Source organism: Pseudomonas ulcerans, from assembly GCF_036324125.1.
Classification (GTDB): domain Bacteria; phylum Pseudomonadota; class Gammaproteobacteria; order Pseudomonadales; family Pseudomonadaceae; genus Aquipseudomonas; species Aquipseudomonas ulcerans.
Map to the genome: position 1 here is coordinate 172,979 of NZ_JAZDQN010000002.1, position 26,225 is coordinate 199,203.

Sequence of the window (26,225 nt, forward strand, 5' to 3'; positions counted from 1 at the left end):
TGTAAGCCCTTTCAATGTCGCAGCCGATCCGCCTCAAGGACCACGAGAAAGACGCCCGCCTGGTGCGTAGCCGCGTCGTGGTCGGTGCAGTGGCGATCCTCCTGCTGATCTGCGTGCTGATCGCCCGCCTGTACTACCTGCAGGTGATCCAGTACGACTATCACTCCACGCTGTCGGAGAACAACCGGGTGCACGTGCAGCCGATTCCGCCGACCCGTGGCCTGATCTTCGACCGCAACGGCGTGATCATCGCCGACAACCGGCCCAGCTTCAGCCTGAGCATGACCCGCGAGCGCTCCGGCGACTGGCAGCAGGTGCTCGACGTGATCGTCGAGGTGCTGGAGCTGACCCCGGATGACCGCGCGCTGTTCGAGAAACGCATGAAGCAGGGGCGCCGGCCGTTCGAGCCGGTGCCGATCCTGTTCGAGCTGACCGAAGAACAGATCGCCCGGATCGCGGTGAACCAGTTCCGCCTGCCCGGGGTGGAGGTGGTGGCGCAGTTGGTGCGGCATTATCCACAGGGGCCTCATTTCGCTCATTCGGTCGGCTATGTCGGACGGATCAACGAGAAAGAGCTGAAGACCCTCGATCCGGTCAACTACAGCGGCACCCACCATATCGGCAAGACCGGCATCGAGCGCTTCTACGAGCCCGAGCTGCACGGCCAGGTGGGCTACGAGGAAGTCGAGACCAACGCCCGCGGCCGCGTGCTGCGGGTACTGAAACGCACTGATCCGATTCCCGGCAAGGACATCGTCCTGAGCCTCGACATCAAGCTGCAGGAAGCCGCCGAGCAGGCTCTGGGCGGGCGTCGTGGCGCCATCGTCGCCCTCGACCCGCGCACCGGCGAAGTCCTGGCGATGGTCAGCCAGCCGAGTTTCGACCCCAACCTGTTCGTCACCGGCATCAGCTTCAAGGCCTATGCCGAGCTGCGTGATTCCATCGACCGCCCGCTGTTCAACCGCGTCCTGCGCGGCCTGTATCCGCCGGGTTCGACCATCAAGCCGGCGGTGGCCATCGCTGGTCTGGATTCCCAGGTGGTGAACGCCTCGACGCGGGTGTTCGACCCGGGCTACTACCAGCTGCCCAACTACGACCACAAGTACCGCAACTGGAACCGCACCGGTGACGGCTGGGTCGACCTCGACACGGCGATCATGCGGTCCAACGACACCTACTTCTACGACCTCGCGCACAAGATGGGCATCGACCGCCTGTCCAGCTACATGAATCGCTTCGGCATCGGGCAGAAGGTTGCCCTCGACATGTTCGAGGAATCGCCCGGCCTGATGCCGTCCCGCGAGTGGAAGCGTGCCACCCGGCGCCAGGCCTGGTTCCCGGGCGAGACCCTGATCCTCGGGATCGGCCAGGGCTACATGCAGGCCACGCCGCTGCAACTGGCCCAGGCCACCGCGCTGATCGCCGCCAAGGGCAAGTGGAACCGTCCGCACCTGGCCAAGACCATCGAGGGCCAGCCACCGGTTGACCCGAACCCGATGGAAGACATCGTCTTGCGCGACAAGTCCGACTGGGCCAAGGTCACCCACGGCATGGAGCAGGTGATGCAGGGTGCCCGCGGCACCGCGCGCAAGGCTGCCATCGGCGCCCAGTACCGCATCGCCGGCAAGAGCGGCACGGCCCAGGTCGTGGCGATCAAGCAGGGGGAGAAGTACGACCGCAACAAGGTCCAGGAGCGCCACCGCGACCACGCCCTGTTCGTCGGCTTCGCCCCGGCCGAAGACCCACGCATCGTGATTTCGGTGATGGTGGAGAACGGCGAGTCCGGCTCCGGGGTCGCCGCGCCGGTGCTGCGCCAGGTGATGGACGCCTGGCTGCTCGACGAAAATGGTCACCTCAAGTCCGAAAACCCTGCCCCCGTTGACACCGTTGCCCAGGAATCGGTCCAGTGAAGAGTAATTTCGACCGCATGCTGTCCAGCGAGGACGTGATGCGCCGCCGCGCCAGCTTCCTGCAGCGCATCCATATCGACGGCCCCCTGCTGATCCTCCTGCTGACCCTGGCGGCCGGCAGCCTGTTCGTTCTCTATTCGGCCAGTGGCAAGAACTGGGACCTGCTGCTCAAGCAGGCCTCGTCGTTCGGCATCGGCCTTGTCTCGATGTTCGTCATCGCCCAGCTGGAACCGCGCTTCATGGCGCGTTGGGTGCCGCTGGCCTACGTGGTCGGGGTGATGCTGCTGGTGGTGGTGGACATCATGGGCCACAACGCCATGGGCGCGACGCGCTGGATCAACATTCCCGGGGTGATCCGCTTCCAGCCCTCGGAATTCCTCAAGATCATCATGCCGGCGACCATCGCCTGGTACCTGTCCAAGCGCACCCTGCCGCCGCATCTCAAGCACGTGATGATCAGCCTGATCCTGATCGGCATGCCGTTCATCCTCATCGTCCGCCAGCCGGACCTGGGCACCGCGCTGCTGATCCTCGCCTCCGGTGCCTTCGTCCTGTTCATGGGCGGCCTGCGCTGGCGCTGGATCCTCAGCGTGATCGCTGCAGCGGTCCCGGTGGCGGTGGCGATGTGGTTCTTCGTCATGCACGACTACCAGAAGCAGCGGGTACTGACCTTCCTCGACCCGGAAAGCGACCCGTTGGGCACCGGCTGGAACATCATCCAGTCGAAGGCGGCGATCGGCTCCGGCGGCGTGTTCGGCAAGGGCTGGCTGCTGGGCACCCAATCGCACCTGGACTTCCTCCCGGAAAGCCACACCGACTTCATCATCGCCGTGCTCGGCGAAGAATTCGGTCTGGTGGGTATCTGCGCCCTGCTGCTGATCTACCTGCTGCTGATCGGCCGCGGCCTGGTGATCACCGCCCAGGCCCAGACCCTTTTCGGCAAGCTGCTGGCCGGCAGCCTGACCATGACCTTCTTCGTCTACGTCTTCGTCAATATCGGCATGGTCAGCGGGCTGTTGCCCGTGGTGGGCGTGCCGCTGCCCTTCATTAGTTATGGTGGAACTTCGCTGGTCACGCTGTTGTCAGCGTTTGGCGTTCTCATGTCGATCCATACCCACCGCAAATGGATCGCGCAGGTTTGAGCAAGGTGAATTACTTGATGCAAGCAATACGGGGCTGGATGGCCCGTTGTGTACCGCTGGCGGGGCTCGTCGGTCTGCTCGGTGGCGCGCAGCACGCCAGTGCCGGCGACTACGAAGGATCGCCACAGGTCGCCGAATTCGTCGGCGAGATGACCCGCGACCATGGTTTCGCCGGCGAACAGCTGATGGGCGTGTTCCGTGAGGTGCAACGCAAGCAGGCCATTCTCGACGCGATTTCCCGTCCGGCGGAGCGGGTCAAGCCGTGGAAGGAATACCGTCCGATGTTCCTTACCGACGCCCGGGTCGCCCGCGGCGTCGATTTCTGGCGCCAGCACGAGGCCACCCTGGCCCGCGCGGAGCAGGAATACGGGGTGCCGGCCCAGGTGATCGTGTCGATCATCGGCGTCGAGACCTTCTTTGGCCGCAACACCGGCAATTATCGGGTGATGGACGCGCTGTCGACCCTGGCCTTCGATTACCCGCCGCGGGCGCCGTTCTTCCGCAAGGAATTGCGCGAGTTCCTCCTGCTGTCCCGCGAGGAGCAGGTCGACCCGCTGACCCTGAAAGGCTCCTACGCCGGCGCCATGGGCCTGCCGCAGTTCATGCCGAGCAGCTTCCGCGCCTACGCCGTCGACTTCGACGGCGACGGTCACATCAATATCTGGAACAACCCCGACGACGCCATCGGCAGCGTCGCCAGCTACTTCAAGCGCCACGGCTGGGTGGCCGGGGAGCCGGTGGTGAGCCGCGCCATGGTCCGCGGCGAGCGGGTCGACGAGGGCCTGAGCCCGGGCATCGAGCCGGTCAGGACGGTGGGGGAGTTGCGGGCGCTGGGCTGGTCGAGTCATGATGCGCTGCGCGATGATCTGCCGGTCACCGCTTTCCGGCTCGAAGGTGATACTGGCCCCGAATACTGGCTCGGCCTGAAGAACTTCTACGCGATCACTCGCTACAACCGCAGCGTGATGTACGCCATGGCGGTACATCAACTTTCCGACCTGCTGGTTCAGGCAAGGGGCGCCCGGTAATGCGCGTACTGTTTTCCGCTTCATCCCTCAAGCTGCTGAGCTGCGCCGTCATCGGCATGCTCCTGGTCAGCTGTTCGTCGAGCCGTCCGACCTCCCAGGGCAGCGGCAACATCGTCCGCGCCAAGCCGGGCCTGGACATCAACCGTGCCCACAAGGACGGTGCGCCATGGTGGGATGTCGACGTGTCGAAGATCCCCGACGCCACCCCGACCGTGCACACCGGCGCCTACAAGGCCAACCCCTACACCGTGCTGGGCAAGACCTACTACCCGATGCCCGACTCGCGCAACTATGTCGCCGAGGGCACCGCGTCGTGGTATGGCACCAAGTTCCACGGGCAGAACACCGCCAACGGCGAGGTCTATGACCTGTACGGCATGAGCGCGGCGCACAAGACCCTGCCGCTGCCGGCCTACGTCAAGGTGACCAACCTGGACAACCAGCGCAGCGTGATCCTGCGGGTCAACGACCGCGGCCCGTTCTATTCCGATCGCATCATCGACCTGTCCTACGCGGCGGCCAAGAAGCTCGGCTACGCCGAGAGCGGCACCGCGCGGGTTCGCGTCGAAGGCATCGACCCGCAGCAATGGTGGGCACAGCGCGGCCGCCAGGCGCCGCTGGTGCTCGACCAGCCGCAAGTGGCGCAGACCCGCTCGATCCCGGCCAGTACCGGTACCGTCGAACAATGGACGCCGCCACCGCAGCAGCACGCCGCCGCGGTCCTGCCGGTGCAGGTGGCCAGCAACAAACTGGCCACCGCCAACGGCACCTACCTGCAGGTCGGCGCATTCGCCAACCCTGACGCTGCGGAGTTGCTACGCTCCAAACTGAGCGGCATGGTCAGTGCGCCGGTCTTCATCAGTTCCATCGTGCGCAACCAGCAGACCCTGCACCGGGTCCGCATGGGACCGATCCGCAGCCAGGGAGAGGTCCAGCAGATGCAGGACAGCGTGCGCCTGGCCAACCTGGGACAGGCCAAAGTAGTCACGGCAGACTGACCGGGGGGACTGGTCGGTTTGTCATGCAACCGGGCCGAACAGCCATGTACAATGGCGGTTTTGCTCGCGGGCGCGACGTATTGTCGCAACGCCTTTATAGTTTTGCCCCGTTTTGGGGCATGAGCCCATTAGCCATTTCGAGAGACGGATGAACATCACCACCTTTGCCAAACGCCTTTGCCTGCTCGTTCCGCTGCTGATCGCCCCTGCCGCCTTCGCGGCGGAGCAGATGATGCCGTCGCCGCCGCAACTGGCAGCCAAGTCCTACGTGCTCATGGAAGCCTCCAGCGGAAACGTCCTGGTGGAGAACAATGGCGACCAGCGTCTGCCTCCGGCGAGCCTGACCAAGCTGATGACCGCCTACATCGCGACCCTGGAAATCCGTCGCGGCCAGATCGGCGAGAACGATCCGGTGACCGTCAGTGAAAACGCCTGGCGTACCGGCGGTTCGCGGATGTTCATCAAGGTCGGCACCCAGGTCAGCGTCAGCGACCTGCTGCACGGCATCATCATCCAGTCGGGCAACGACGCCAGCGTCGCAGTGGCCGAGCACATCGCCGGCAGCGAAGACGCCTTCGCCGACATGATGAACAAGACCGCCGGCGACCTGGGCATGACCAACAGCCACTTCATGAACCCGACCGGCCTGCCGAACCCGGAGCACTACTCCTCGGCCCACGACATGGCCGTGCTGGCCCGCGCGATCATCCACGAAGACCCGGCCCACTATGCGATCTACTCGCAGAAGGAGTTCTTCTGGAACAACATCAAGCAGCCCAACCGCAACCTGCTGCTGTGGCGTGACAAGACCGTCGATGGCCTGAAGACCGGCCATACCGACGAAGCAGGCTACTGCATGGTGTCGTCTGCCGTACGTGATGGCATGCGCCTGATCGCCGTGGTCTTCGGTACCAACAGCGAGCAGTCCCGTGCCGCCGAGACCCAGAAGCTGCTGACCTACGGTTTCCGCTTCTTCGAAACCCAGACCTTCTACCAGAAGGGCACCGAGCTGGCCCAGGCCCCGGTGTGGAAAGGCACCACCAGCCAGGTCAAGGCCGGGCTGGCCGAAGACCTGACCATGACCTTGCCTAAAGGCCAATTGAAGAAACTGGCGGCAAGCATGACCATGAACCCGCAACTGATGGCGCCGATCGCCAAAGGTGACGTGATTGGTAAAGTCGAAGTCAAACTGGATGACAACGTGGTTCACAGCGCCGACCTGATCGCGCTGGACGCGGTCGAGGAAGGTGGTTTCTTCCGTCGGGTGTGGGATAGCATCCGCCTGTTCTTCTACGGTTTGTTCAACTGATATCGTGACCTGCACGCCCCTGCAATCCGCAGGGGCGTTGTTGCTGCCACGGCTTACGAGGCCGTTTCCGCCATGAGCGATGACGTCAAAGCGCCAAAAATCGAATTTCCCTGCCCGGACTACGCCATCAAGGTGATCGGCGATACCGTGGTCAACTTCAAGGACACCGTGGTCGAGATCCTGAGCAAGCACGCCAAGGTCGACATGAAGACCCTGGCCGAACGCCAGAGCAGCACCGGCAAGTACACCACCGTGCAACTGCACATCGAAGCCACCAGCGAAGACCAGCTGCGCGATATCAACAGTGCCCTGCGCGCGACCGGTTTCGTGCACATGGTGCTTTGATGTCCACGATCCTCGGCTTCCGCGATCTCGGCCTGCTGCCCTACGAGCCGGTGCTCGAAGCGATGCGCCGGTTCACCGACCAGCGAAAGCCGGGCGACGGTGACGAGATCTGGCTGGTGGAGCATCCGTCGGTATTCACCCAGGGCCAGGCCGGCAAGGCCGAGCACCTGCTGGTGCCGGGGGATATCCCGGTGGTGCAGACCGATCGCGGCGGCCAGGTGACCTACCACGGCCCTGGCCAGCTGGTCGCCTACCTGATGCTGGATGTGCGCCGCCGTGGTTTCGGCGTGCGCGAACTGGTGACGCGCATCGAGCGTGCCCTGGTCGAGTTGCTCGCCAGCTATGGCGTCGACGCGGCGGCCAAGCCCGATGCACCGGGCGTCTATGTCGACGGGGCGAAGATCGCCTCCCTCGGCCTGCGGATTCGCAACGGCTGTTCCTTCCACGGCCTTGCCCTCAATGTGGACATGGACCTCGCGCCATTCCGCCGAATCAACCCCTGCGGGTATGCGGGGCTGGCCATGACCCAGCTGCGCGACCAGGCCGGGCCTATCGAACTCCCCGAGGTAAGGGCAAGGCTGCGCGGACAGCTGGTCAAGCACCTCGATTATGCTGAGCAGACGACCCTTGCGGGCGGAATCGACTGAATATGACTATTGTGCAAGAGCCGGTGCAAAGCACCGCCACCCCGGCCCCACGGCCGAAGGTTGAAGCCGGTGTGAAACTGCGTGGTGCCGAAAAGGTCGCGCGCATCCCGGTAAAGATCATCCCCACCGAAGAACTGCCGAAGAAACCCGACTGGATCCGCGTGCGCATCCCGGTTTCCCCGGAGGTCGACCGGATCAAGCAACTGCTGCGCAAGCACAAGCTGCACAGCGTCTGCGAAGAGGCGTCCTGCCCGAACCTGGGCGAGTGCTTCTCCGGTGGTACCGCGACCTTCATGATCATGGGCGACATCTGCACCCGTCGCTGCCCGTTCTGCGACGTCGGCCACGGCCGGCCGAAGCCCCTGGACGTCGACGAGCCTAAGAACCTGGCTGTGGCCATAGCCGACCTGCGCCTGAAGTACGTGGTGATCACCTCGGTGGACCGCGACGACCTGCGTGACGGCGGTGCCCAGCACTTCGCCGACTGCATCCGCGAGATCCGCGCGCTGTCCCCGGGCGTCCAGCTGGAAACCCTGGTCCCGGACTACCGCGGACGTATGGACGTGGCCCTGGCCATCACGGCCCAGGAGCCGCCGGATGTGTTCAACCACAACCTGGAAACCGTACCGCGCCTGTACAAGGCCGCGCGTCCGGGTTCGGACTACCAGTGGTCGCTGACCCTGCTGGAGAAGTTCAAGGAACTGGTGCCGCACGTGCCGACCAAGTCCGGCCTGATGCTCGGCCTGGGCGAGACCGATGACGAAGTGATCGAAGTGATGCACCGCATGCGCGAGCACAACATCGACATGCTGACCCTCGGCCAGTACCTGCAGCCGTCGCGCAGTCACCTGCCGGTACAGCGCTTCGTGCACCCGGACACCTTCGCCTGGTTCGCCGAGGAAGGTTACAAGATGGGCTTCAAGAACGTCGCTTCCGGCCCGCTTGTACGGTCGTCGTACCATGCCGACCAGCAGGCGCATGAGGCCAAGATCAAGCTCTGATCTGCGCCCTGCATGAGAAAGCCCCCGCACCTGTGAAGGTGCGGGGGCTTTTCTTTGTCTGCGCTTAGCGTGCGGGGCTCAGCGAGCCCTCAGGCTATCCAGCAGCTTGTGCGTCGGATACCCGTCCGCTGGCCAGCCTCGGGACTGCTGGGCATTGCGGATCGCCTTGCGGGTATTGGCGCCGATGATGCCGTCGGCGTTGCCCGCCTCATGCCCGCTGGCATTGAGCAGGTCCTGCAGTTCGATCCGCTCGCTGCGGCTCAAGGGCAGGTCATCCTTCGGCCAGGCGCCACGGATGTAGCCTCCGCCATCGAAGCGTTCGCTCAGCAGGCTGACCGCCAGGGCATAGGCTGACGAGTTGTTGTACTTGAGAATGGCGCGGAAGTTGTCCAGCACCAGGAACGCCGGGCCGCGGTAGCCCGCAGGCAGCAACAGGGCCGCGGAGAGCTGTTCGCTGCCCGCCGGGACACGGCTGCCGGCGGGCAATTGCACGCCAAGGCGCAGCCACTCGGCAACGGTCTTGCGCTGCGCACCGTCGGCGATCCAGTAGTCGAAGCCGGCAGGTACATTGACCTCGAAGCCCCATGGCTGGCCACGCTGCCAACCCGAACTCTGCAGGTAATGGGCGGTGGAGGCGAGGGCGTCGGCGGAACTGTTCCAGATATCGCGACGACCATCGCCGTCGAAGTCCACGGCGTGGGTGTCGTAGGTGGTCGGAATGAACTGGGTCTGGCCCATGGCCCCGGCCCAGGAGCCTCGCATGGCTTCCGGGGCGATATCGCCGTTCTGCAGGATCTTCAGCGCAGCCAGCAGTTGCGCCTGGGCGAACGCCGGGCGGCGGCCTTCATAGGCCAGGGTGGCCAGGGAGCGGATCACCGACTTGTTGCCCTGGAACTGGCCGAAATTGCTTTCCATGCCCCACACCGACACCAGCACGTTGCGCTCGACGCCATAGCGTTGCTCGATGAGTGCCAGCAGCTCGGCGTTCTGCGCGAGCAGGGCCTTGCCATTACGCACGCGTACGGGGGAGAGGGCGCCATCGAGGTATTCCCAGACCGGGCGGGTGAACTCCGGCTGGCTGCGGTCGGCCTTGATCACGTCCATGTCCGGGGTCATGCCGGCGAACACGCGGTCGAACAGGCTCGCCGGGACACCGGCTTGCAGGGCCTGCTGGCGGAAGCTGGCCTGCCATTCGGCGAAGCTCTGTTGCGGCTGGACTTCGATATCGGCGTTGGGCGTCGGTTGGACGACGGCCGGAGCGGGCTGTACCGGCGCGATGGGCAGGGCATCGGCAGCGGTCGGATGCTCGGCACAGGCGACGAGCAGGATCAGGCTGGAGGCAGCGGTCAGGTGGCGTAGTTGCCAGCGACGGGTAAGGCGAAGGGACATGCACGAATCCAGGTAATACAGGTCAGGTGACGACCATACCATGCCTGCGAGTTTCCTGCTTTCATGCCGCCATAACGGAAGAAGCCTCCCAATCTCTCGATTGGAAGGCTTCGCGGCGGTAGCTGCCCTTGCCCTTGCCCGGGCGTTCCTGGCGACAGCGGAACAGGGGCTGGGCGATGATGGATTTGGCCTTGTTCGGTCGCGATTTTGCCGGTTTCTTGCTCATGGTGGAGGTCCTGCCTGGGTGGATTCGCGCGCACTATAGGACTGGCGAACCCCCGGCGCAAGACCGTCCGTCACACCTTATTCGGCAGGCAACGCCAGGCGTTGACCGGCCATCAGCAGTGACAGGCGGGTGAGGCTGGTCCATGGCGAGCCCTGGGCCTGGCCCTTGATCTGTGCGTCGATGCGCTGGGCGTCATGCAGCAACTGGCCCCAGCGCTGCGCCGAATGGCGTTGCAGGGCCTTGCTCATCAGGGGCCGGCGTTTGTCCCAGACCGGTGGCTTGGCCTGGCTGAACGCCTTTTCCAGGGGCACGCCCTGGCTGTATTGCTGGGCCAGGCCGGTCAGCACCCGCAGTTCCCGGGCCAGGGCCCAGAGAATGACCGGGGGCTCGACCCCTTCACCGCGCAGCCCTTCGAGCATACGCAGGGCATGGGCGGCTTCGCCGTTGAGTACCGCGTCGACCAGACCGAAGACGTCGAAGCGCGCACTATCGGCCACGGCGGACTGCACCGTCTCGACGGTGATGGTGTTGCCGTCGGCGAGCAGCTTGAGCTTTTCGATTTCCTGGGCGGCAGCCAGAAGGTTGCCTTCGACCCGGGCGGCGATCAGTTCCACGGCATCGCGCTGGGCGGCAAGCCCGGCCTGTGCCAGGCGTTGGTTGATCCATTGCGGCAATTGCTGGGTGTCCACCGGCCAGATCTGGATGAACTGGACCTGCGGGCCTTCGACCAGCGCCTTGCCCCATTTGGTCTTCTGTGCACTTCCGTCAAGCTTGGGCAGGCTGATCAACAGCAGGGTGTCGTCGGCGGGACGCGAGCAGTACTCGATCAGCGCCGCAGCACCCTTGTCGCCGGGCTTGCCGGACGGCAGACGCAGTTCCAGCACGCGCTTCTGGGCGAACAGCGAGAGGCTGGCACCGGCCTGGAGCAGGGTGCCCCAGTCGAAGTTGGCGTCGGCGCTGAACACCTGGCGTTCATCGAAGCCTTGCTGGCGCGCGGCCTGGCGAATGGCGTCGGCGGCTTCCTGGCACAGGAGTGGGTCGTCGCCACTGACCACGTACACCGGAGCCAGGACACCTTGCAGGTGCTTGTTGAGTTGAGCGGGGGCAAGTTTCATAAAGAAATCGGGGCGCCGAAGCGCCCCGTTCAGGCTCAGTGGGCCGGAATTTCCAGCGGCGATTGCTGGGGCTGGGCATCCTGGGCACGTTGTGCGGCTTCCAGGGCCGCAGCTTCCGCCCTGGCGCGGTCGTCAGCCTTGGCCTGCAGTTCGTCGAGTTGCGACGGTGTCAGCAGTTGCAGGCGCATCAGCATGTTCTGCACCAGGTCGCGACGCATTTCCTTGCGGATCTGGGTGGCTTCCTGGCCGGAGCCGGTGATGTTGTTGCCGTCGTGTACGTAGATCTTTTGCACTTCCAGCTTGTCGCTGAGCAGGGTGGCGTTGTTGTGACCCAGTACGTCATAGGACAGCACGGTCTGCAGCTCGTATTCCACCGAGCGGGCGGAGCCGGCATAGCTGGCTGCGCGCTGGGTCTCGGCTTCGTTGGTCAGGACCAGCTTGTACGGTGCACCCGCGTGTACGTTGACCCCGCTGTTCTTCAGCGCGTCGCGCAGTTGATTGACCGTCTCGCCGTAGGCGTTGCGCGCACTCACGTCGAGTTCCTTGATCGTCAGCTCGTTGGTGCCGGTACCGCGCAGGTGGAAGCCGCAGGCGCTGAGCATTACGGCCAGGCCCATCACCAGCAGATTGCGTTTGATCATCTTGTTGCTCCCTGGAAACCTTGGGGGACTTGTCTGTGCAGGCGCCCCGCAGGGCGCCCGCTCCTGTCAGTTGGCGACGATGTTGACCAGCTTGCCGGGAACCACGATGACCTTGCGGATCGTCAGGCCTTCGGTGAAGCGCAGCACGTTCTCGTTGCAACGGGCGCCGGCCTCGACTTCCTCGCGGCTGGCGCTGGCTGGCATTTCGATCTGGCCGCGCAGCTTGCCGTTGACCTGGATGACCAGCTGGAGGCTGTCCTGGACCAGGGCGCTTTCGTCCACCACCGGCCAGCCAGCGTCGATCGCCGCGCCTTCGTGGCCAAGGCTGGTCCACAGCTGGTGGCTGATGTGCGGGGTGATCGGGGCGAGGATCAGGGTCGCGGCTTCCAGGCCTTCCTGGATCAGGGCGCGGTCCAGTTCAGTAGCCTGCGACGCTTTTTCCAGCACGTTCATCAGGGTCATCACCTGGGCGATGGCGGTGTTGAACTTGTGGTGCTGGCCGACATCGATGCTGGCCTGGCGGATCGCCGAGTGGGTGGCGCGGCGCACGGCTTTCTGCGCGTCGTCCAGCGCGGAGAAGTCAGCCTTGGCCGGCAGGCCCTGGCCAACGTGGGCCTGGGCCAGGCGCCAGACGCGACGCAGGAAGCGGCTTGCACCCTCGACGCCGGAATCGGACCACTCCAGGCTCATGTCGGGTGGCGAGGCGAACATCATGAACAGGCGGCAGGTATCGGCGCCGTAGGCGTCGATCATGGCCTGGGGGTCGACGCCGTTGTTCTTCGACTTGGACATCTTCTCGGTGCCGCCGATTTCCACCGGCAGGCCGTCGGTCTTCAGGCGGGCGCCAATGATCTTGGCCTTGGCATCGCGCTCGATCTCGACGTCGGCCGGGTTGAACCAGTCCTTGCCGCCGTTGCTGGCGACGCGGTAGTAGGTCTCGGCGACGACCATGCCCTGGGTCAGCAGGTTCTTGAACGGCTCGTTGGAACTTACCAGGCCTTCGTCACGCATCAGCTTGTGGAAGAAGCGCGCATAGAGCAGGTGCAGGATGGCGTGTTCGATACCGCCGATGTACTGGTCGACCGGCAGCCAGTGGTTGGCCGCCTTCGGATCGACCAGGCCACCTTCGTAGTTCGGCGACGCGTAGCGGGCGAAGTACCAGGAGGACTCGACGAAGGTGTCCATGGTGTCGGTTTCGCGCTTGGCCGCAGTGCCGCATTTCGGGCAGGTGCACTCGTAGAACTCGGGCATGCGCGCCAGTGGCGAACCGGCGCCGTCCGGCACCACGTTCTCCGGCAGGGTGACCGGCAACTGGTCTTCCGGCACCGGCACATCGCCGCAGGACGGGCAGTGGATGATCGGGATCGGGCAGCCCCAGTAGCGCTGGCGGCTGATGCCCCAGTCGCGCAGGCGGAACTGGGTACGCGACTTGCCCAGTTCCTTGCTGATCAGCGCGGCTTCGATGGCGTCGAAGGCGCCGGCGAAGTCCAGGCCGTCGAACGCGCCGGAGTTGATCAGCTGGCCATGCTCGCCGTAGGCGGCCTGCCACTCGCTGCCGACTTCGTCACCGGCGCTGGTGCGGACCACGGCCTTGATCGGCAGCTGGTACTTGGTGGCGAACTCGAAGTCGCGTTCGTCGTGGGCTGGAACGGCCATGACCGCACCGTCACCGTAGTGCATCAGCACGTAGTTGGCGATCCACACCGGCAGTTTCTCGCCGGTCAGCGGGTGACGGACCAGCAGGGAAGTGGCGACGCCTTTCTTCTCCTGGGTGGCGATGTCGGCCTCGGCGACGCTGCCGCTCTTGCACTCGTCGATGAACGCCTGCAGCGCCGGGTTGCCCTGCGCTGCGAGGGTGGCCAGCGGGTGCTCGGCGGCGACGGCGACGTAGGTCGCGCCCATCAGGGTGTCCGGACGGGTGGTGAAGACCTTCAGCGCACCGGCCTGGCCGATGCTGGCTTCATCGTAGGGGAACTGCACTTCCATGCCACGGGACTTGCCGATCCAGTTGCGCTGCATGGTCTTGACCTGTTCCGGCCAGCCCGGCAGCTCGTCGAGGCTTTCCAGCAACTCGTCGGCGTAGTCGGTGATCTTGAAGTAGTACATCGGGATCTCGCGCTTTTCGATCAGCGCGCCCGAACGCCAGCCACGGCCGTCGATGACCTGCTCGTTGGCCAGTACGGTCTGGTCCGCCGGGTCCCAGTTCACGGTGCCGTTCTTGCGGTAGATCACGCCTTTTTCGAACAGGCGGGTGAACAGCCACTGCTCCCAGCGGTAGTAGTCGGGCTTGCAGGTGGTGACCTCGCGGGACCAGTCGATCGCCAGGCCCAGGCTTTTCAGCTGGGCTTTCATGTAGGCGATGTTCTCGTAGGTCCACTTGGCCGGCGCGACGTTGTTCTTCATCGCGGCGTTTTCCGCCGGCATGCCGAAGGCGTCCCAGCCCATCGGCTGCAGGACGTTCTTGCCCTGCATGCGCTGGTAGCGCGCGATCACGTCGCCGATGGTGTAGTTGCGCACGTGGCCCATGTGTAGCTTGCCGCTCGGGTACGGGAACATCGACAGGCAGTAGTAGGTGTCCTTGCCTGGCTGTTCACTGACTTCAAAAGACTTGTGCTCATCCCAGTAGGACTGGGCGGCGGCTTCGATTTCGCGGGGCTGATAGTGTTCGTGCATGGCTACTTTGCGCTGAGAAATGGGAGACCTTATCCAGGCTGGTCGAAGACCGTTTCGCCCGGCAATCCGGTGTCAAGAGTAAGCGCCGTAGCATACATGACCCCCAACGGTCGTGGGAAACCCTGATTGCATCGGCGGCCCGTGCCCGCGCCCGTTGGTCGCGGCATCCGGCCCGTTTCAACGTTGACGCTAAGCTCAGGTGTGGGGGAGATGAATTCTATCTTCAATGAGGTGAACGGATGGGAGAGTCGCAACAGCAAGCACCGAAACCGGAAACTTACCAACGCCTGATCGACCGCCTGGGACTGGCCCTGGATGTGGCCCGCACTTCGGCCCGGTTGCGCGACGAAATGCCTGCTGAATTGGAGCTGCGCGGCCTGAGCCGGGCAGAACTCGAGGTCATCAGGGCCTGGCTGGAGGCAGCTCCGGCACGTGGGCAAATGGTTTCCGCTGTGGTACCCCCGGAAGAAGCGCCGATCCCTGGCCGGGTCGTCTGGTTGAAGGACAAGGCGCGTTCCGCTACAGCGCTCAAATCCAGAACGCTGCAGTTCAAATAATCGTTCGGGATATCAACGGCGCAGGATGGAGTGCGCCACGCGGGATTCCTTTACGTTTGAACGGCGCCCGGCAATTGTTGCCGGGCGCCGTTTTCTCTTGGGGTTTGTACGAAAAGTGCCTGCGCGACGATCAGGCTGCGTTGAAAACAGGCTCGGAATGCTCATTTACAACCAGTAAACTCCGCTTCCTCGCCTGTTTTCGCCTTGCCTGATCGCCGCTCGGCGACTTTTCGCACAAACCCAAGGCTTCGGGCGCTTTCATGGAGATGTCCGATGCCCCTTCGCTTTTTCATCAAACAATGGCTGATGCCGCCCGGCGTCTTTCTTTTGCTGCTGCTCGCGGCCTGGTGGCTGCGCCGGTCCTGGCCACGTACCGCACGCTTGTGTTTCATCGCCGGGCTGGGCGGGTTGTGGCTGATGAGCCTGCCCGTGGTGGTACAGCACCTGGCGCAACGGATCGAGACCGTGCCGGCCTTGGGCATGGATGAATGGGCGAGCCTGGCCGGGCGTGCCGATGCCATCGTGATCCTCGGCTCCGGGCGCGAGCGCGGCGATCCGGCCTGGGACGCGCAGGACCAACCCACCGGAGTGGCCCTGGAGCGCATGCGCTACGCCGCGCAACTGGCCAAGGCGTCCGGCTTGCCAGTGTTGACCAGCGGTGGCCTGCACTATGGTGCGCCGCCCAGCGAGGCGCGTCTGATGGCGGACTCCCTGCAACGGGATTTCGGCGTACCGGTACGCTGGCTTGAGGAAGAGAGCCGCACCACCTGGGAAAATGCCGGGCTGAGCGCGGCGCTGCTGTTGCCGCAGGGGATCAGGCGGGTCGTCGTGGTGACCCAGGCCTGGCACATGCAGCGTTCGGTCTGGAGTTTCCAGCAGGCCGGCTTCGAGGTGGTACCGGCCCCCGTGGGCTTCATGGGCATCGATCACGGTAGTCCGTTCGGCGGCTGGCTACCGCACGTCAAGGCGATGTGGCAGAACGGCCAACTGTTCAACGAAGCTGTTGGCCTGGTCGGTTATCGGCTGTTCTATTGAGCTGTAGCTGAGGGCCTCATCGCCGGCTTGCCCGCGATGAGCCCTCAAGCCCGGCAAGACTCAGACGGCCTTGGCAATCCGGCTGGTAACCAGTGCCCAGCCCAGCAGCAAGGTGCAGAGAATGATCAGCGGCCACGACCGCCATTGCAGGTAGGGCGTGAGCTGCTGCATCGGTACCACCTCGCCGTACAGGATTGCCCGCTCGAACTGCGGGATCTGCGCGGTCACGCGGCCGAACGGATCGATCAGCCCGGTGACGCCGTTGTTGGTCGCGCGGATCATCCAGCGGCCGGCTTCCAGCGCACGCATCTGCGCCATCTGCAGGTGTTGCAGCGGACCGATGGACTTGCCGAACCAGGTGTCGTTGCTGATGGTCAGGAGGATGTCGCTGCGTGCCGCGAGGCTGGCGGCCAGTTCCGGGTAGACCACTTCGTAGCAGATGAACGGCGCCAGCTGGTAGCCCTTGGCCTGGAGCAGGGCCTGGTCGGTGGGGCCGCGGGCGAAGTCGGACATCGGCAGGTCGAAGAATTCGATCAAGCCCCGCAGCAGGTCCTGCAGCGGGACATATTCACCGAACGGCACCAGCTTCTGCTTGAGGTAGGTACCATCACCCTCGCCGATGGCGGTGATGCCGTTGAAGTAGCGGCGCTGCCCGTGTTCGACCTGGCGCACCGGCGCCCCGGTGATCAGCGCGGCGTGCCGATCAGCGGCGAAGCCGCTCATCATGTCCATGTAGCCCTGGACGGTGTCCTTGAACACCGGTACCGCAGTTTCCGGCCAGACGATCAGGTCCACCGGCTTGCTGGTGAAGCTCATGTCGCGGTACAGCTCCAGCTGCTTGCGCAGTTCGCTGGGCTCCCACTTCAGGCTTTGCTCGATGTTGCCCTGGATCGCCGCGACCCGCAGCGGGTCGCCGGACGGTACGGTCCAGGCATGGCCCTTGAGCGCCAGGCCGACGACCCAGGGGCCGACCAGCAGGACGATGCCTGCTGCGAGGAACGACTTGCGCTGGCGCAGGCGGTGCAGGTTGCACAGGAGCGCGGCGCTCAGGGCCAGGGTGAAGGAAATCAGCCACATGCCGCCCAGCGGCGCGAGCCCGGCCAGGGGGCCGTCGAGCTGGCTGTAGCCGGCGTAGAGCCAAGGGAAACCGGTGAGGAACCAGCCGCGGAAGGCTTCCTGGGCCAGCCACAGCGCGGCGAAGCCGAGGGCGTCGGCCAACGGAGCCTCGTTGCGGCGCAGCCAGCGTGCCCAGACCCAGGCGGGCAGGGCGAAGAACCAGGCGATGGCGGCGAAGAACGCCAGCATCAGCCCGCCGGCGAGCAAGGCCGAGGCGCCGCCGTAGGTGTGGATGCTGACGTAGATCCACCAGGTGCCGGCGGCGAACAGGCCGAAGCCGTAGCACCAGCCGCGGCCCAGGGCCTGGCGGGGGCTCAGCTCGCGCAGGCCGAGGTAGAACAGGCCCAGCGCCAACAGGGCCAGTGGCCAGATGTCGAACGGGGCCAGGGTCAGGGTGGTCAGGACGCCGGCCGCCACGGCCAGCAGGTTACCGGGCCAGCCGGGGCGAGTGATCCAGCGCATGGTTGTCCTTAACGGGTGACCGGGGTCAGGCGCAGCAAATGTATCCGGCGGCTGTCGGCATTGAGGATACGGAAGCGGTAAGGCCCGATTTCCGTGGTTTCGTTGCGCTTGGGCAGATGGCCGAAGGCGCTCATGACCAGGCCGCCGACGGTGTCGAACTCGTCGTCGGAGAACTCGCTGTCGAAGAACTCGTTGAAGTTCTCGATCGGCGTCAGCGCCTTGATCAGGAAGTCACCGCTGGGCAGCGGCTTGATGTAGCTGTCTTCCTCGACATCGTGCTCATCCTCGATATCGCCGACGATCTGCTCCAGCACGTCCTCGATGGTCACCAGGCCCGCCACGCCGCCGTACTCGTCGATGACGATGGCCATGTGGTTGTGGTTGGCGCGGAACTCGCGCAGCAGCACGTTGAGGCGCTTGGACTCGGGCACGAAGGTGGCCGGGCGCAGCAGGTCCTTGATATTGAAGCTGTCGCCGTTCTCCTTGAGGATCAGCGGCAACAGGTCCTTGGCCAGCAGGACGCCGAGGACATCGTCGTGGCTTTCACCCACCACCGGGTAGCGCGAGTGCGCGGCTTCGATGATCGCCGGGAGGAACTCGCGGGGCGACTGCGATGCCTTGATGCTGATCATCTGCGAACGCGGGACCATGATGTCGCGCACTTGCAGGTCGGCGACCTGGATGGCGCCTTCGACGATGGTCAGGGCTTCGCTGTCGAGCAGCTTGTTCTGGTGCGCTTCGCGCAGCAGCTCGAGGAGCTCCTGGCGGTTTTTCGGCTCATGGGCAAAAGCCTGGGTCAGCTTGCCCAGCCATGACTTTTGCCCGTTGCTCGATCGATCTTCGCTCATGGCGGTTACTCGTGATCCTTGCAGATATCAGTGTGAGGTGTGTCGTCTTCGTCGTCGGCGTATGGGTCCGGATGACCCAGTTCGGCAAGCAACGTTCGTTCCAGTGCTTCCATTTCCTCGGCCTCATCGTCTTCGATGTGGTCGTAGCCCAGCAAGTGCAGGCAACCATGGATGACCAGGTGCGCCCAGTGGGCTTCGAGGGACTTGCCTTGCTCGGCGGCTTCGCGCTCGACCACCGCGACGCAGATGACCAGGTCACCCAGCAGCGGGATGTCGAGCATGTCGTCGGGGACGTCGGCGGGGAAGGACAGTACGTTGGTGGCGTAGTCCTTGTGCCGGTAGGTGTGGTTCAGCTCGCGGCCTTCGGCTTCGTCGACCAGGCGGATGGTCATTTCCGAGTCGGCCGTGCGCTGGCGCAAGGCGAGCTCGCACCAGCGGCGGAACAGGGCTTCATCGGGCGCGGCGGCTTCGGTCGCGACTTGCAGGTCCAGTTCAAGCATCGCGTCGGGTGCCTTCGGCCTTGGCCTGCTCGCCATCGAAGCGCTCGTAGGCTTCGACGATGCGTTGCACCAGTGGATGACGCACCACGTCCTTGGGCTGGAAATGGGTGAAGCTGATGCCCGGCACGTCCTTGAGCACCTGGATGACATGGGCCAGGCCGGACTTGGTGCCTTTCGGCAGGTCGACCTGGGTGATGTCGCCGGTGATCACGGCGGTGGAGCCGAAACCGATGCGGGTGAGGAACATCTTCATCTGCTCGACGGTGGTGTTCTGGCTTTCGTCGAGGATGATGAAGCTGTTGTTCAGCGTGCGACCGCGCATGTAGGCCAGCGGTGCGATCTCGATCACCTGGCGCTCGATCAGCTTGGCCACGTGTTCGAAGCCGAGCATCTCGTAGAGCGCGTCGTAGAGCGGGCGCAGGTACGGGTCGATCTTCTGCGCGAGGTCGCCGGGCAGGAAGCCGAGCTTTTCGCCCGCCTCGACCGCCGGGCGCACCAGCAGGATGCGCCGTACCTGTTCGCGCTCCAGCGCGTCCACCGCGCAGGCCACGGCCAGGTAGGTCTTGCCGGTACCGGCGGGACCGATGCCGAAGTTGATGTCGTTGCCGAGGATTTCCTTGACGTAGCGCTGCTGGTTGAGGCCGCGCGGGCGAATGGCGCCCTTGCGCGTGCGCAGCGAGACGCTGACTTCGTTGTGTGCCGGGTTTTCCAGCGCTTCGACCGAGGACTCCTGGAGATACAGGTGGACCGTTTCCGGCGACAGCTCGCTGGCCTTGGTCTCGCGGTAGAGACGGCGCAGGAGTTGTTCTGCGGTGGAGGTGACCCGTGGTTCGCCGATCAGCTCGAACTGGTTGCCGCGGTTGCGGATCTCGATGGCCAGGCGTTGTTCGATCAGGCGCAGGTGCTCGTCGAACTGTCCGCACAGGTTGGCGAAGCGGTGAGCCTCGAAGGGCTCGAGAATGAAACGATGGGGTTCGATGGGTACGTTCAAGGTTGTTTTAAGCCGCCCTTGGGCAAGAAATATGGAGTCAAGGATAACGCCGACTGCGGAGCCGCGAAAGCGCTGAAACGATCAATGGATTATTGCAGAGGAAGTTGACGAAACGGTTATGTCGGGGCGGCCGGCATCCATGGCCCCTGTGGTATGATTCGCGCCCTTTTTTGCCAGCCATCCGTTCCTGACGACCATGTCCAAGCGCGAAGCCCCCATCTACAAAGTGATCTTCCTCAACCAGGGCCAGGTGTTCGAGATGTACGCCAAGCAGATCTACCAGAGCGACCTGTGGGGTTTCCTGGAAATCGAGGAATTCGTCTTCGGCGAGCGCACGCAGGTGGTGGTCGATCCCAGCGAGGAAAAGCTCAAGGCACAGTTCGAAGGCGTGACCCGCAGCTTCGTGCCGATGCATTCGATCGTGCGCATCGACGAGGTGGAGCGACTGGGGACGCCGAAGATCAGCGAGGCGAAGGTCACGGGCAACGTCATGCCGTTCCCGATGCCGATGCCGGAAAGATAAGCGGTTTCAGGGCAGCGGCGCGAAAGGCGTGCGACCGTCGACGGTCTGCAACTCCAGCAGGTACTTGCGGAAGATCTGCCCCAGCACCTGGGTGGCGGTTTCCAGTTCGTCGCGCTGCATCTGCGCCGATACCTGGTCGGCCATGTCCAGCGCATCCTCGGCGCCGTTGACCGCCGCCATCTTCAGCACGATATAGGCCTGGATGTTGTTCGCCGGTACGCCTTCGCCGCGATAGAACATGGTGCCCAGCTTGAATTGCGCATCGGCGTGGCCCTGCAGCGAGGCTTGCTCGAAGAAGCTGAGCGCCTGGTTGAGGTCGCGCGGGGTGTTCTTGCCTTCGTAGTAGAAGTCGCCCAGTTCGTACTGGGCCTGGGCGTCACCGGATTGCGCGGCCTGCTTGCAGCGGGTCACGGCGTCGGCGAGCTCTTCGGGGGACGTGTTGAGGGTGCAGCGGCCCGTGGTGGGGATCAGCAACGAGTTACCGCCGCCCGCCGCAATGGCCAGCAGAGGCTGAAGTAGCAACAGGCAGCCCAGGGCGAGGGCGCGGCCGGCGCGGTTCATGGTGATCGACTTACCTCTGCAAAGCTGCGGCCAATGTGTGTCTGGTGGCACATTATGGGTTAAGCAGCGCCAACCTTACAAAGTCTTTACCAGAATTTCTGCCAATCCGGCGCAATTGTTGCGCCAGCTTGAGGGGAATTCTTGCGAGAAAGGGGCGAAAGACCTACAGGTCTTCCGCCCCTTTCCTTTTGGAACCGCAAAGCAATCCAGCGATTACTTCAGCTTGGCAAACGCCCGCTCGGCGGCATCCAGGGTGATCTTCAGCTCGGTCTCGCCATGGGCGATCGAGGTGAAGCCCGCTTCGAACGCGCTTGGCGCCAGGTATACGCCGCCTTCCAGCATCAGGTGGAAGAAGCGCTTGAAGCGCTCGACATCGCTGCCCATCACGTCGTCGAAGGTGACGATATCGTCCGCGCCAGTGAAGTACAGGCCGAACATGCCACCCGCCTGGGTGGTGACGAACGGTACGCCCGCTGCATCGGCGCGCTGCTGCAGGCCGTCCAGCAGGCGGGTGGTGAAGGCGCTCAGCTCGTCGTGGAAGCCCGGGCGGCTGATCAGCTTCAGGGTGGTCAGGCCGGCGGCCATGGCCAGCGGGTTACCCGACAGGGTGCCGGCTTGGTACACCGGGCCCAGCGGGGCGATGCGTTCCATGATCTGGCGCTTGCCGCCGAAGCAGCCGACCGGCATGCCGCCACCGACGATCTTGCCGAATGTCGACAGGTCCGGGGTCACGCCGTAGTGGGCCTGGGCACCGCCGAGGGCGACGCGGAAACCAGTCATCACTTCGTCGAAGATCAGCACCACGCCGTGCTGGTCGCACAGGCTGCGCAGGCCTTCGAGGAAGCCTGGCGCCGGCGGTACGCAGTTCATGTTGCCGGCCACCGGTTCGACGATGATGCAGGCCACCTGCTGGCCGACGTCGGCGAGGGTCTTGGCTACCGCGTCGATGTCGTTGAACGGCAGGGTCAGGGTGTGCTTGGCGAAGTCCGCCGGTACGCCGGCGGAGCTCGGCACGCCCTGGGTCAGCAGGCCGGAGCCGGCCTTCACCAGCAGGCTGTCGGAGTGACCGTGGTAGCAGCCTTCGAACTTGATGATGCTGTCGCGACCGGTGAAGCCACGGGCAAGGCGGATGGCGCTCATGGTCGCCTCGGTGCCGGAGCTGACCATGCGCACCATCTCCATCGATGGCACCAGCGAGCAGACCAGGTCGGCCATCTCGGTTTCCATGGCGGTCGGTGCGCCGTAGGACAGGCCGTGGACCAGTTGCTTGCGCACCGACTCCAGCACGTCCGGATGGCCGTGGCCGAGGATCATCGGGCCCCAGGAGCCGACGTAGTCGACGTAGCGCTTGTCGTCTTCATCGGTGACGTAGGCGCCTTCGGCGTGCTTGAAGAACAGCGGGGTGCCGCCGACGCTGCGGAAGGCGCGGACCGGCGAGTTGACGCCGCCAGGAATGTGCTTCTGGGCGTTGGCGAACAGGCTTTCGGAACGGGACATGGAGGTCTCTCTCGAATCAGGAATGGGGGAACAGGGCGTTGAAGGCGCGCGCGCGACGGGTGACTTCCTGGGCGCTGTCGGCGCCGAACAGGCCGTGGATCACCGCCAGCAGGTCGGCACCGTGCTCGACCAGTGGCGCGGCGTTGTCCAGGGTCACGCCGCCGATCACCGCGATCGGCAGCTTCACCCGGGCCCGGGCCTCGCCCAGCAGGGCCAGGTCGGCCGCGGGCGCGCCGGGCTTGGTCACCGAGTTGAAGAAGCGCCCGAAGGCGACATAGCTGGCGCCCTCGCTGGCGGCCTGCTCGGCCAGGTCGAGCCGGGCGTGGCAGGTGGAGCCGATGATCGCGTCCTTGCCGAGCAAGGTGCGCGCCGGGGTCAGCGGGCCGTCGGTCTGCCCCAGGTGCACGCCGACGCCCAGGCGCGCGGCCAGTTCGGCGTCGTCGTTGATGATCAGGCGGACGTTGTAGCGCGCGCACAGGTGCAGCAGGGCTTCGGCCTCACGCAGTCGTTGCGCTTGGTTGTCGCTCTTGTCGCGGTATTGCAGCAGGGTCACGCCGCCATCCAGGGCCGCTTCGACATAAGGAAGAAACCGCCCGGCCAGCAACTGGCTGTCGGTGATTGCATACAAACCGCGGAGCTTCAGCACAGGCGCCTCACAGCGTTGGTTATTGTCAGGAACAGAAATCCAGGGGCAGGCGGCGGGGCACGTACTGGCCCTTGCCCAGTTGTTCGGCGTCGCGCAGGGTCCGCCAGGTGTAGTCGAGGGCCGAGCGCACCGCGCTGTGCAGTTGCTCGCCCAGGGCCAGGCGGCCGGCCAGGGCGCTGGCCAGGGTGCAGCCGGAGCCGTGGTAGCTGCCCGGCAGGCGCTGGCAGGTCCAGGTGTGACGCTGGCCATCGCGGCTGTACAGGCGGTTGTGGATCTCGGTCTCGTCGCCGTGGCCACCGGTGATCAACAGGTGTTCGACGTAGGGCAGGAGTTTCTCCGCGCATTCGTCGGCGCTGCCGTCTGGCAGTTCGGCGAGGATGCGTGCCTCGGGCAGGTTCGGCGTAGCGATGGTGGCCAGCGGCAGCAGGCGTTCGCGCATGGCGTAGCCGACTTCGTCCTTGCCCAGGCGGCCACCGCCACCGGCGCGCAGTACAGGGTCGCAGACCAGCGGCAGGTGCGGGTGGGCGCTGATCAGCTCGACGACGGTGTCGACCATCTCCAGCGAGCCGAGCATGCCGAGCTTGACGGCGGCGACCTGCGAGTCGGCGAGGACGGTGTTGGCCTGGGCCAGCACCCACTCGCGGTCGAGCACGCGGAAGTCTTGCACATTGACGGTATCCTGCACGGTCAGGGCGGTCACGGCCGGAGCGGCGTGGCAGCCTTGGGCGATCAGGGCTTCGATATCTGCCTGCAGGCCGGCGCCGCCACTGGGGTCGTGGCCGGAGAGACAGAGGACAACGGGGCGGGAGCTGTAGGTATTCATAGGTGCGCGAGCTTACCACCAAACACCGGGGCCGGGACGGCCGTCGTCGCGGGGTTTTCTGATTGGTTGGTCAGGATTTTTCTGTGAAATCCCTGTAATAGCCGTGGTAGAGCCGCTGCCGTCGATTTTTGCCTGGCTGCCGCTCGTGCGAAACCGCTATGCTAGCGCGCTTTGAAAATGACATCAGGCACTGGCGGATCCCGTCGCCTCAAAGGACTGGAGGCAACGCGACGCGACCGCAAGCGCCACGCTGGGGCTGTATGCGCTATCTGCTGATCGTTCTGCTGGGCTGGCTGCCCTTGCTGGCCGGAGCCGTCGACATCGACGACTCGACCCGAAACCTGCCCCTGGGCCGGGTCATGCAGGTATTCGAGGATCCGGACGGCAGTGCCACCATCGCCCAGGTCAGTGCGCCGACCTTCGCCCGTCAATTCAAGCCGCACCAGGCCGACGTGCTCAACGCGGGCTATTCGACCTCGGTGTTCTGGCTCAAGGTCGATCTTCACTACCTCGCCATGCCCGACGCCGCGCCGCGCACCTGGTTGCTGGAGCTGGCCTATCCGCCGCTGGATCATCTCGAACTGTACCTGCCTGACGCCACCGGCCAGTACCGCCTGGTGCAGCGCACCGGCGACGCCTTGCCCTATGCCAGCCGGCAGATCGAGCAGGGCAACTACGTGTTCGAATTGCCGATGCACCCGGACCAGTCCCTGACCGCCTACCTGCGCCTGCACAGCGAGGGCTCGGTGCAGGCGCCGTTGAGCCTGTGGTCGACCCAGGCCTATATCGAGGCGCTGCCGGCGAAGATCTACGTGCTAGGGCTGATCTACGGCGTGCTCCTGGGAATGCTGGTCTACAACCTGTTCATCTACCTCAGCGTGCGCGACACCGGTTACCTCTGGTACATCCTCTACATCGCCTCGTTCGGGCTCTACCAGCTCTCGGTGAACGGCGCTGCGGTGGCCTATCTCTGGCCGTCCAGCCCCTGGTGGGCCAACGCCGCGACGCCGTTGTTCATCGGCGCGGCGGGGCTGTGCGGCTGCCAGTTCGCCCGCAGCTTCCTGCAGATGGCCCACCACAGCCGGGCGTTCGACCGCTTGTTGCAAGGCCTGGTGGCCTGTTCGGCGCTGGTGATGGTGATGGCGCTGGCCTCCAGTTATGGCCTGGCCCTGCGCCTGGCCACCGTGCTGGCCCTGGCCTTCACCCTGTGCATCTTCGCCGCCGGGCTGTTCGCCTGGTGGCGCGGCCTGCGCGTGGCGCGCTATTTCACCATCGCCTGGTCGGCGTTCCTGCTTGGCGGACTGGTCAACACCCTGATGGTCCTGGGGCATCTGCCCAACACCTTCCTGACCATGTATGCCAGCCAGATCGGCGCGGCCCTGGAAGTGTGCCTGTTATCGCTGGCCCTGGCCGACCGGATCAACAGCATGCGCGAAGAGCGCGCCCGGGTACTGCGCGAAACCGGCGAAAAGCTGGCACTGCTCAACCAGCAACTGGCCCGCAGCAACCACCTCAAGGACCAGTTCCTCGCCACCGTCACCCACGAGCTGCGCACGCCGATGAATGGCGTGATCGGTTCGCTGGAACTGATGCAGACAATGCCCATGGGCGCGGAACTTGGCCTGTACCAGCACACCGCCAGTATCGCGGCGCAGCACATGATGCGCATGGTCGACGACATCCTCATCCTCAGCGAACTCCAGGCCGGGCGCCTGCAAGCCCAGGATGAAGCCTTCAGCCTGCGCGGACTGGTCCAGGAGCTGCGCACGCGCTTCATCTCGCCGGCCATGGACAAGGACCTGCTGCTGCACCTGGACGTCTCCGACGACCTGCCGGACCGCCTGGTCGGCGACCGGCGCAAGCTGGCCTTGTGCCTGGGCTACCTGCTGGATAACGGCATCAAGTTCACCCAGCGTGGCGGCGTCAGCCTGCAGGTGCGCGGCCAGGCCAGCCAGCAGGTGCTGGCGTTGACCTGCACCGTGCGCGACAGCGGCATCGGCTTCGTCAACCTCGATGACGCGCTGCTGTACCAGCGCTTCTTCCAGGTCGACGGCTCCATGAGTCGAGAATACGGCGGCCTCGGCATCGGCCTGGCGATCTGCCGCAAGCTCGCCGACCTGCTCGGGGCGCGCCTGTCGCACAACTCGGTGCCGGGGCAGGGCAGCAGCTTCGAACTGAGCCTGGCGCTGGCCGTCGCGGTGCCGCTGGGCAGGGGACAAATCACGCCGGGTTAGGCGTTTTT

25 protein-coding genes are annotated in these 26,225 nt (G+C 64.9%); 12 read left to right on the forward strand and 13 right to left on the reverse strand.

Features of this window, described 5'->3' with window-relative positions; all coding sequences use genetic code 11:
* Positions 1 to 14: 14 nt before the first annotated feature.
* The 8 genes from mrdA to lipA all read left to right on the forward strand — a co-directional run bounded on the left by mrdA (position 15) and on the right by lipA (position 8,380).
* Positions 15 to 1,910 (forward strand): penicillin-binding protein 2, encoded by a 1,896-nt coding sequence (gene mrdA, locus V0R59_RS02745; RefSeq protein WP_330073170.1) that lies wholly within the window; start codon positions 15 to 17, stop codon positions 1,908 to 1,910.
* 38 nt (positions 1,911 to 1,948) lie between these two features.
* Positions 1,949 to 3,052 (forward strand): rod shape-determining protein RodA, encoded by a 1,104-nt coding sequence (gene rodA / locus V0R59_RS02750; protein ID WP_042123811.1) that lies wholly within the window; start codon positions 1,949 to 1,951, stop codon positions 3,050 to 3,052.
* Between the two features lie 17 nt (positions 3,053 to 3,069).
* Positions 3,070 to 4,080, forward strand: coding sequence for a lytic murein transglycosylase B (mltB, locus tag V0R59_RS02755; RefSeq protein ID WP_330073169.1), 1,011 nt, complete (start codon positions 3,070 to 3,072; stop codon positions 4,078 to 4,080).
* Positions 4,080 to 5,078, forward strand: coding sequence for a septal ring lytic transglycosylase RlpA family protein (locus V0R59_RS02760; protein ID WP_330073168.1), 999 nt, complete (start codon positions 4,080 to 4,082; stop codon positions 5,076 to 5,078). Before mltB ends, V0R59_RS02760 begins: the two co-directional genes overlap by 1 nt.
* A gap of 148 nt (positions 5,079 to 5,226) precedes the next feature.
* On the forward strand, positions 5,227 to 6,387 hold the full coding sequence (locus V0R59_RS02765; RefSeq protein WP_330073167.1) for a D-alanyl-D-alanine carboxypeptidase family protein: 1,161 nt from the start codon (positions 5,227 to 5,229) through the stop codon (positions 6,385 to 6,387).
* 72 nt (positions 6,388 to 6,459) lie between these two features.
* Positions 6,460 to 6,732, forward strand: coding sequence for a DUF493 domain-containing protein (locus V0R59_RS02770; RefSeq protein ID WP_330073166.1), 273 nt, complete (start codon positions 6,460 to 6,462; stop codon positions 6,730 to 6,732).
* Entirely contained in the window at positions 6,732 to 7,379 is a 648-nt protein-coding gene (lipB, locus tag V0R59_RS02775) for a lipoyl(octanoyl) transferase LipB (protein ID WP_330073165.1), read from the forward strand. Before V0R59_RS02770 ends, lipB begins: the two co-directional genes overlap by 1 nt.
* A gap of 2 nt (positions 7,380 to 7,381) precedes the next feature.
* Positions 7,382 to 8,380 (forward strand): lipoyl synthase, encoded by a 999-nt coding sequence (gene lipA, locus V0R59_RS02780; protein ID WP_330073164.1) that lies wholly within the window; start codon positions 7,382 to 7,384, stop codon positions 8,378 to 8,380.
* A 78-nt stretch (positions 8,381 to 8,458) separates the two neighbouring features.
* Here lipA and V0R59_RS02785 read toward each other — a convergent pair whose 3' ends face one another.
* From V0R59_RS02785 to leuS, 5 genes are all read right to left on the reverse strand, one after another.
* Complete coding sequence (locus tag V0R59_RS02785; RefSeq protein WP_330073163.1) at positions 8,459 to 9,769, reverse strand: lytic murein transglycosylase; 1,311 nt, start codon at positions 9,767 to 9,769, stop codon at positions 8,459 to 8,461.
* A 61-nt stretch (positions 9,770 to 9,830) separates the two neighbouring features.
* Entirely contained in the window at positions 9,831 to 9,995 is a 165-nt protein-coding gene (arfA, locus tag V0R59_RS02790; RefSeq protein WP_330073162.1) for an alternative ribosome rescue factor ArfA, read from the reverse strand.
* 77 nt (positions 9,996 to 10,072) lie between these two features.
* Positions 10,073 to 11,110, reverse strand: a complete 1,038-nt coding sequence (gene holA, locus V0R59_RS02795) for a DNA polymerase III subunit delta (protein WP_330073161.1) — start codon at positions 11,108 to 11,110, stop codon at positions 10,073 to 10,075.
* A gap of 35 nt (positions 11,111 to 11,145) precedes the next feature.
* Entirely contained in the window at positions 11,146 to 11,751 is a 606-nt protein-coding gene (locus V0R59_RS02800) for an LPS-assembly lipoprotein LptE (protein ID WP_330073160.1), read from the reverse strand.
* Between the two features lie 66 nt (positions 11,752 to 11,817).
* The gene (gene leuS, locus V0R59_RS02805; protein ID WP_330073159.1) at positions 11,818 to 14,424 is read right to left on the reverse strand and encodes a leucine--tRNA ligase; all 2,607 of its coding nucleotides are present in this window, start codon (positions 14,422 to 14,424) and stop codon (positions 11,818 to 11,820) included.
* A gap of 239 nt (positions 14,425 to 14,663) precedes the next feature.
* Here leuS and V0R59_RS02810 point away from each other — a divergent pair, with 239 nt between their 5' ends.
* Both V0R59_RS02810 and V0R59_RS02815 read left to right on the forward strand, forming a co-directional pair.
* Complete coding sequence (locus V0R59_RS02810; protein WP_330073158.1) at positions 14,664 to 14,981, forward strand: hypothetical protein; 318 nt, start codon at positions 14,664 to 14,666, stop codon at positions 14,979 to 14,981.
* 273 nt (positions 14,982 to 15,254) lie between these two features.
* On the forward strand, positions 15,255 to 16,016 hold the full coding sequence (locus V0R59_RS02815) for a YdcF family protein (RefSeq protein WP_330073157.1): 762 nt from the start codon (positions 15,255 to 15,257) through the stop codon (positions 16,014 to 16,016).
* 60 nt (positions 16,017 to 16,076) lie between these two features.
* On the opposite strand, the gene lnt is transcribed toward V0R59_RS02815, so the two are convergent.
* From lnt to V0R59_RS02835, 4 genes are read right to left on the reverse strand one after another with little or no spacing between them, the layout of a single operon-like run.
* Positions 16,077 to 17,594 (reverse strand): apolipoprotein N-acyltransferase, encoded by a 1,518-nt coding sequence (lnt, locus tag V0R59_RS02820; protein ID WP_330073156.1) that lies wholly within the window; start codon positions 17,592 to 17,594, stop codon positions 16,077 to 16,079.
* 8 nt (positions 17,595 to 17,602) lie between these two features.
* On the reverse strand, positions 17,603 to 18,442 hold the full coding sequence (locus V0R59_RS02825; protein ID WP_042123748.1) for an HlyC/CorC family transporter: 840 nt from the start codon (positions 18,440 to 18,442) through the stop codon (positions 17,603 to 17,605).
* Between the two features lie 5 nt (positions 18,443 to 18,447).
* Positions 18,448 to 18,942: an rRNA maturation RNase YbeY gene (ybeY, locus tag V0R59_RS02830; RefSeq protein WP_330073155.1), complete on the reverse strand. Its 495-nt coding sequence runs from the start codon at positions 18,940 to 18,942 to the stop codon at positions 18,448 to 18,450.
* A complete protein-coding gene (locus V0R59_RS02835) occupies positions 18,935 to 19,933 on the reverse strand; it encodes a PhoH family protein (RefSeq protein ID WP_330073154.1) in 999 nt (332 codons plus the stop codon). Before V0R59_RS02835 ends, ybeY begins: the two co-directional genes overlap by 8 nt.
* A 196-nt stretch (positions 19,934 to 20,129) precedes the next feature.
* Between V0R59_RS02835 and V0R59_RS02840 the strand changes: the two genes are divergently transcribed.
* The gene (locus tag V0R59_RS02840; protein ID WP_330073153.1) at positions 20,130 to 20,456 is read left to right on the forward strand and encodes a DUF1820 family protein; all 327 of its coding nucleotides are present in this window, start codon (positions 20,130 to 20,132) and stop codon (positions 20,454 to 20,456) included.
* 6 nt (positions 20,457 to 20,462) lie between these two features.
* Here V0R59_RS02840 and V0R59_RS02845 read toward each other — a convergent pair whose 3' ends face one another.
* The 4 genes from V0R59_RS02845 to V0R59_RS02860 form a co-directional block, all read right to left on the reverse strand.
* Complete coding sequence (locus V0R59_RS02845; protein ID WP_330073152.1) at positions 20,463 to 21,017, reverse strand: tetratricopeptide repeat protein; 555 nt, start codon at positions 21,015 to 21,017, stop codon at positions 20,463 to 20,465.
* Positions 21,018 to 21,230: 213 nt separating this feature from the next.
* Positions 21,231 to 22,514, reverse strand: a complete 1,284-nt coding sequence (gene hemL / locus V0R59_RS02850; RefSeq protein ID WP_330073151.1) for a glutamate-1-semialdehyde 2,1-aminomutase — start codon at positions 22,512 to 22,514, stop codon at positions 21,231 to 21,233.
* Between the two features lie 16 nt (positions 22,515 to 22,530).
* Positions 22,531 to 23,157: a thiamine phosphate synthase gene (thiE, locus tag V0R59_RS02855; protein WP_330073312.1), complete on the reverse strand. Its 627-nt coding sequence runs from the start codon at positions 23,155 to 23,157 to the stop codon at positions 22,531 to 22,533.
* Positions 23,158 to 23,185: 28 nt separating this feature from the next.
* Complete coding sequence (locus V0R59_RS02860) at positions 23,186 to 23,983, reverse strand: hydroxymethylpyrimidine/phosphomethylpyrimidine kinase (protein WP_330073150.1); 798 nt, start codon at positions 23,981 to 23,983, stop codon at positions 23,186 to 23,188.
* A gap of 260 nt (positions 23,984 to 24,243) precedes the next feature.
* Between V0R59_RS02860 and V0R59_RS02865 the strand changes: the two genes are divergently transcribed.
* Positions 24,244 to 26,217, forward strand: a complete 1,974-nt coding sequence (locus V0R59_RS02865) for a sensor histidine kinase (RefSeq protein ID WP_330073149.1) — start codon at positions 24,244 to 24,246, stop codon at positions 26,215 to 26,217.
* Positions 26,218 to 26,225: the final 8 nt, after the last annotated feature.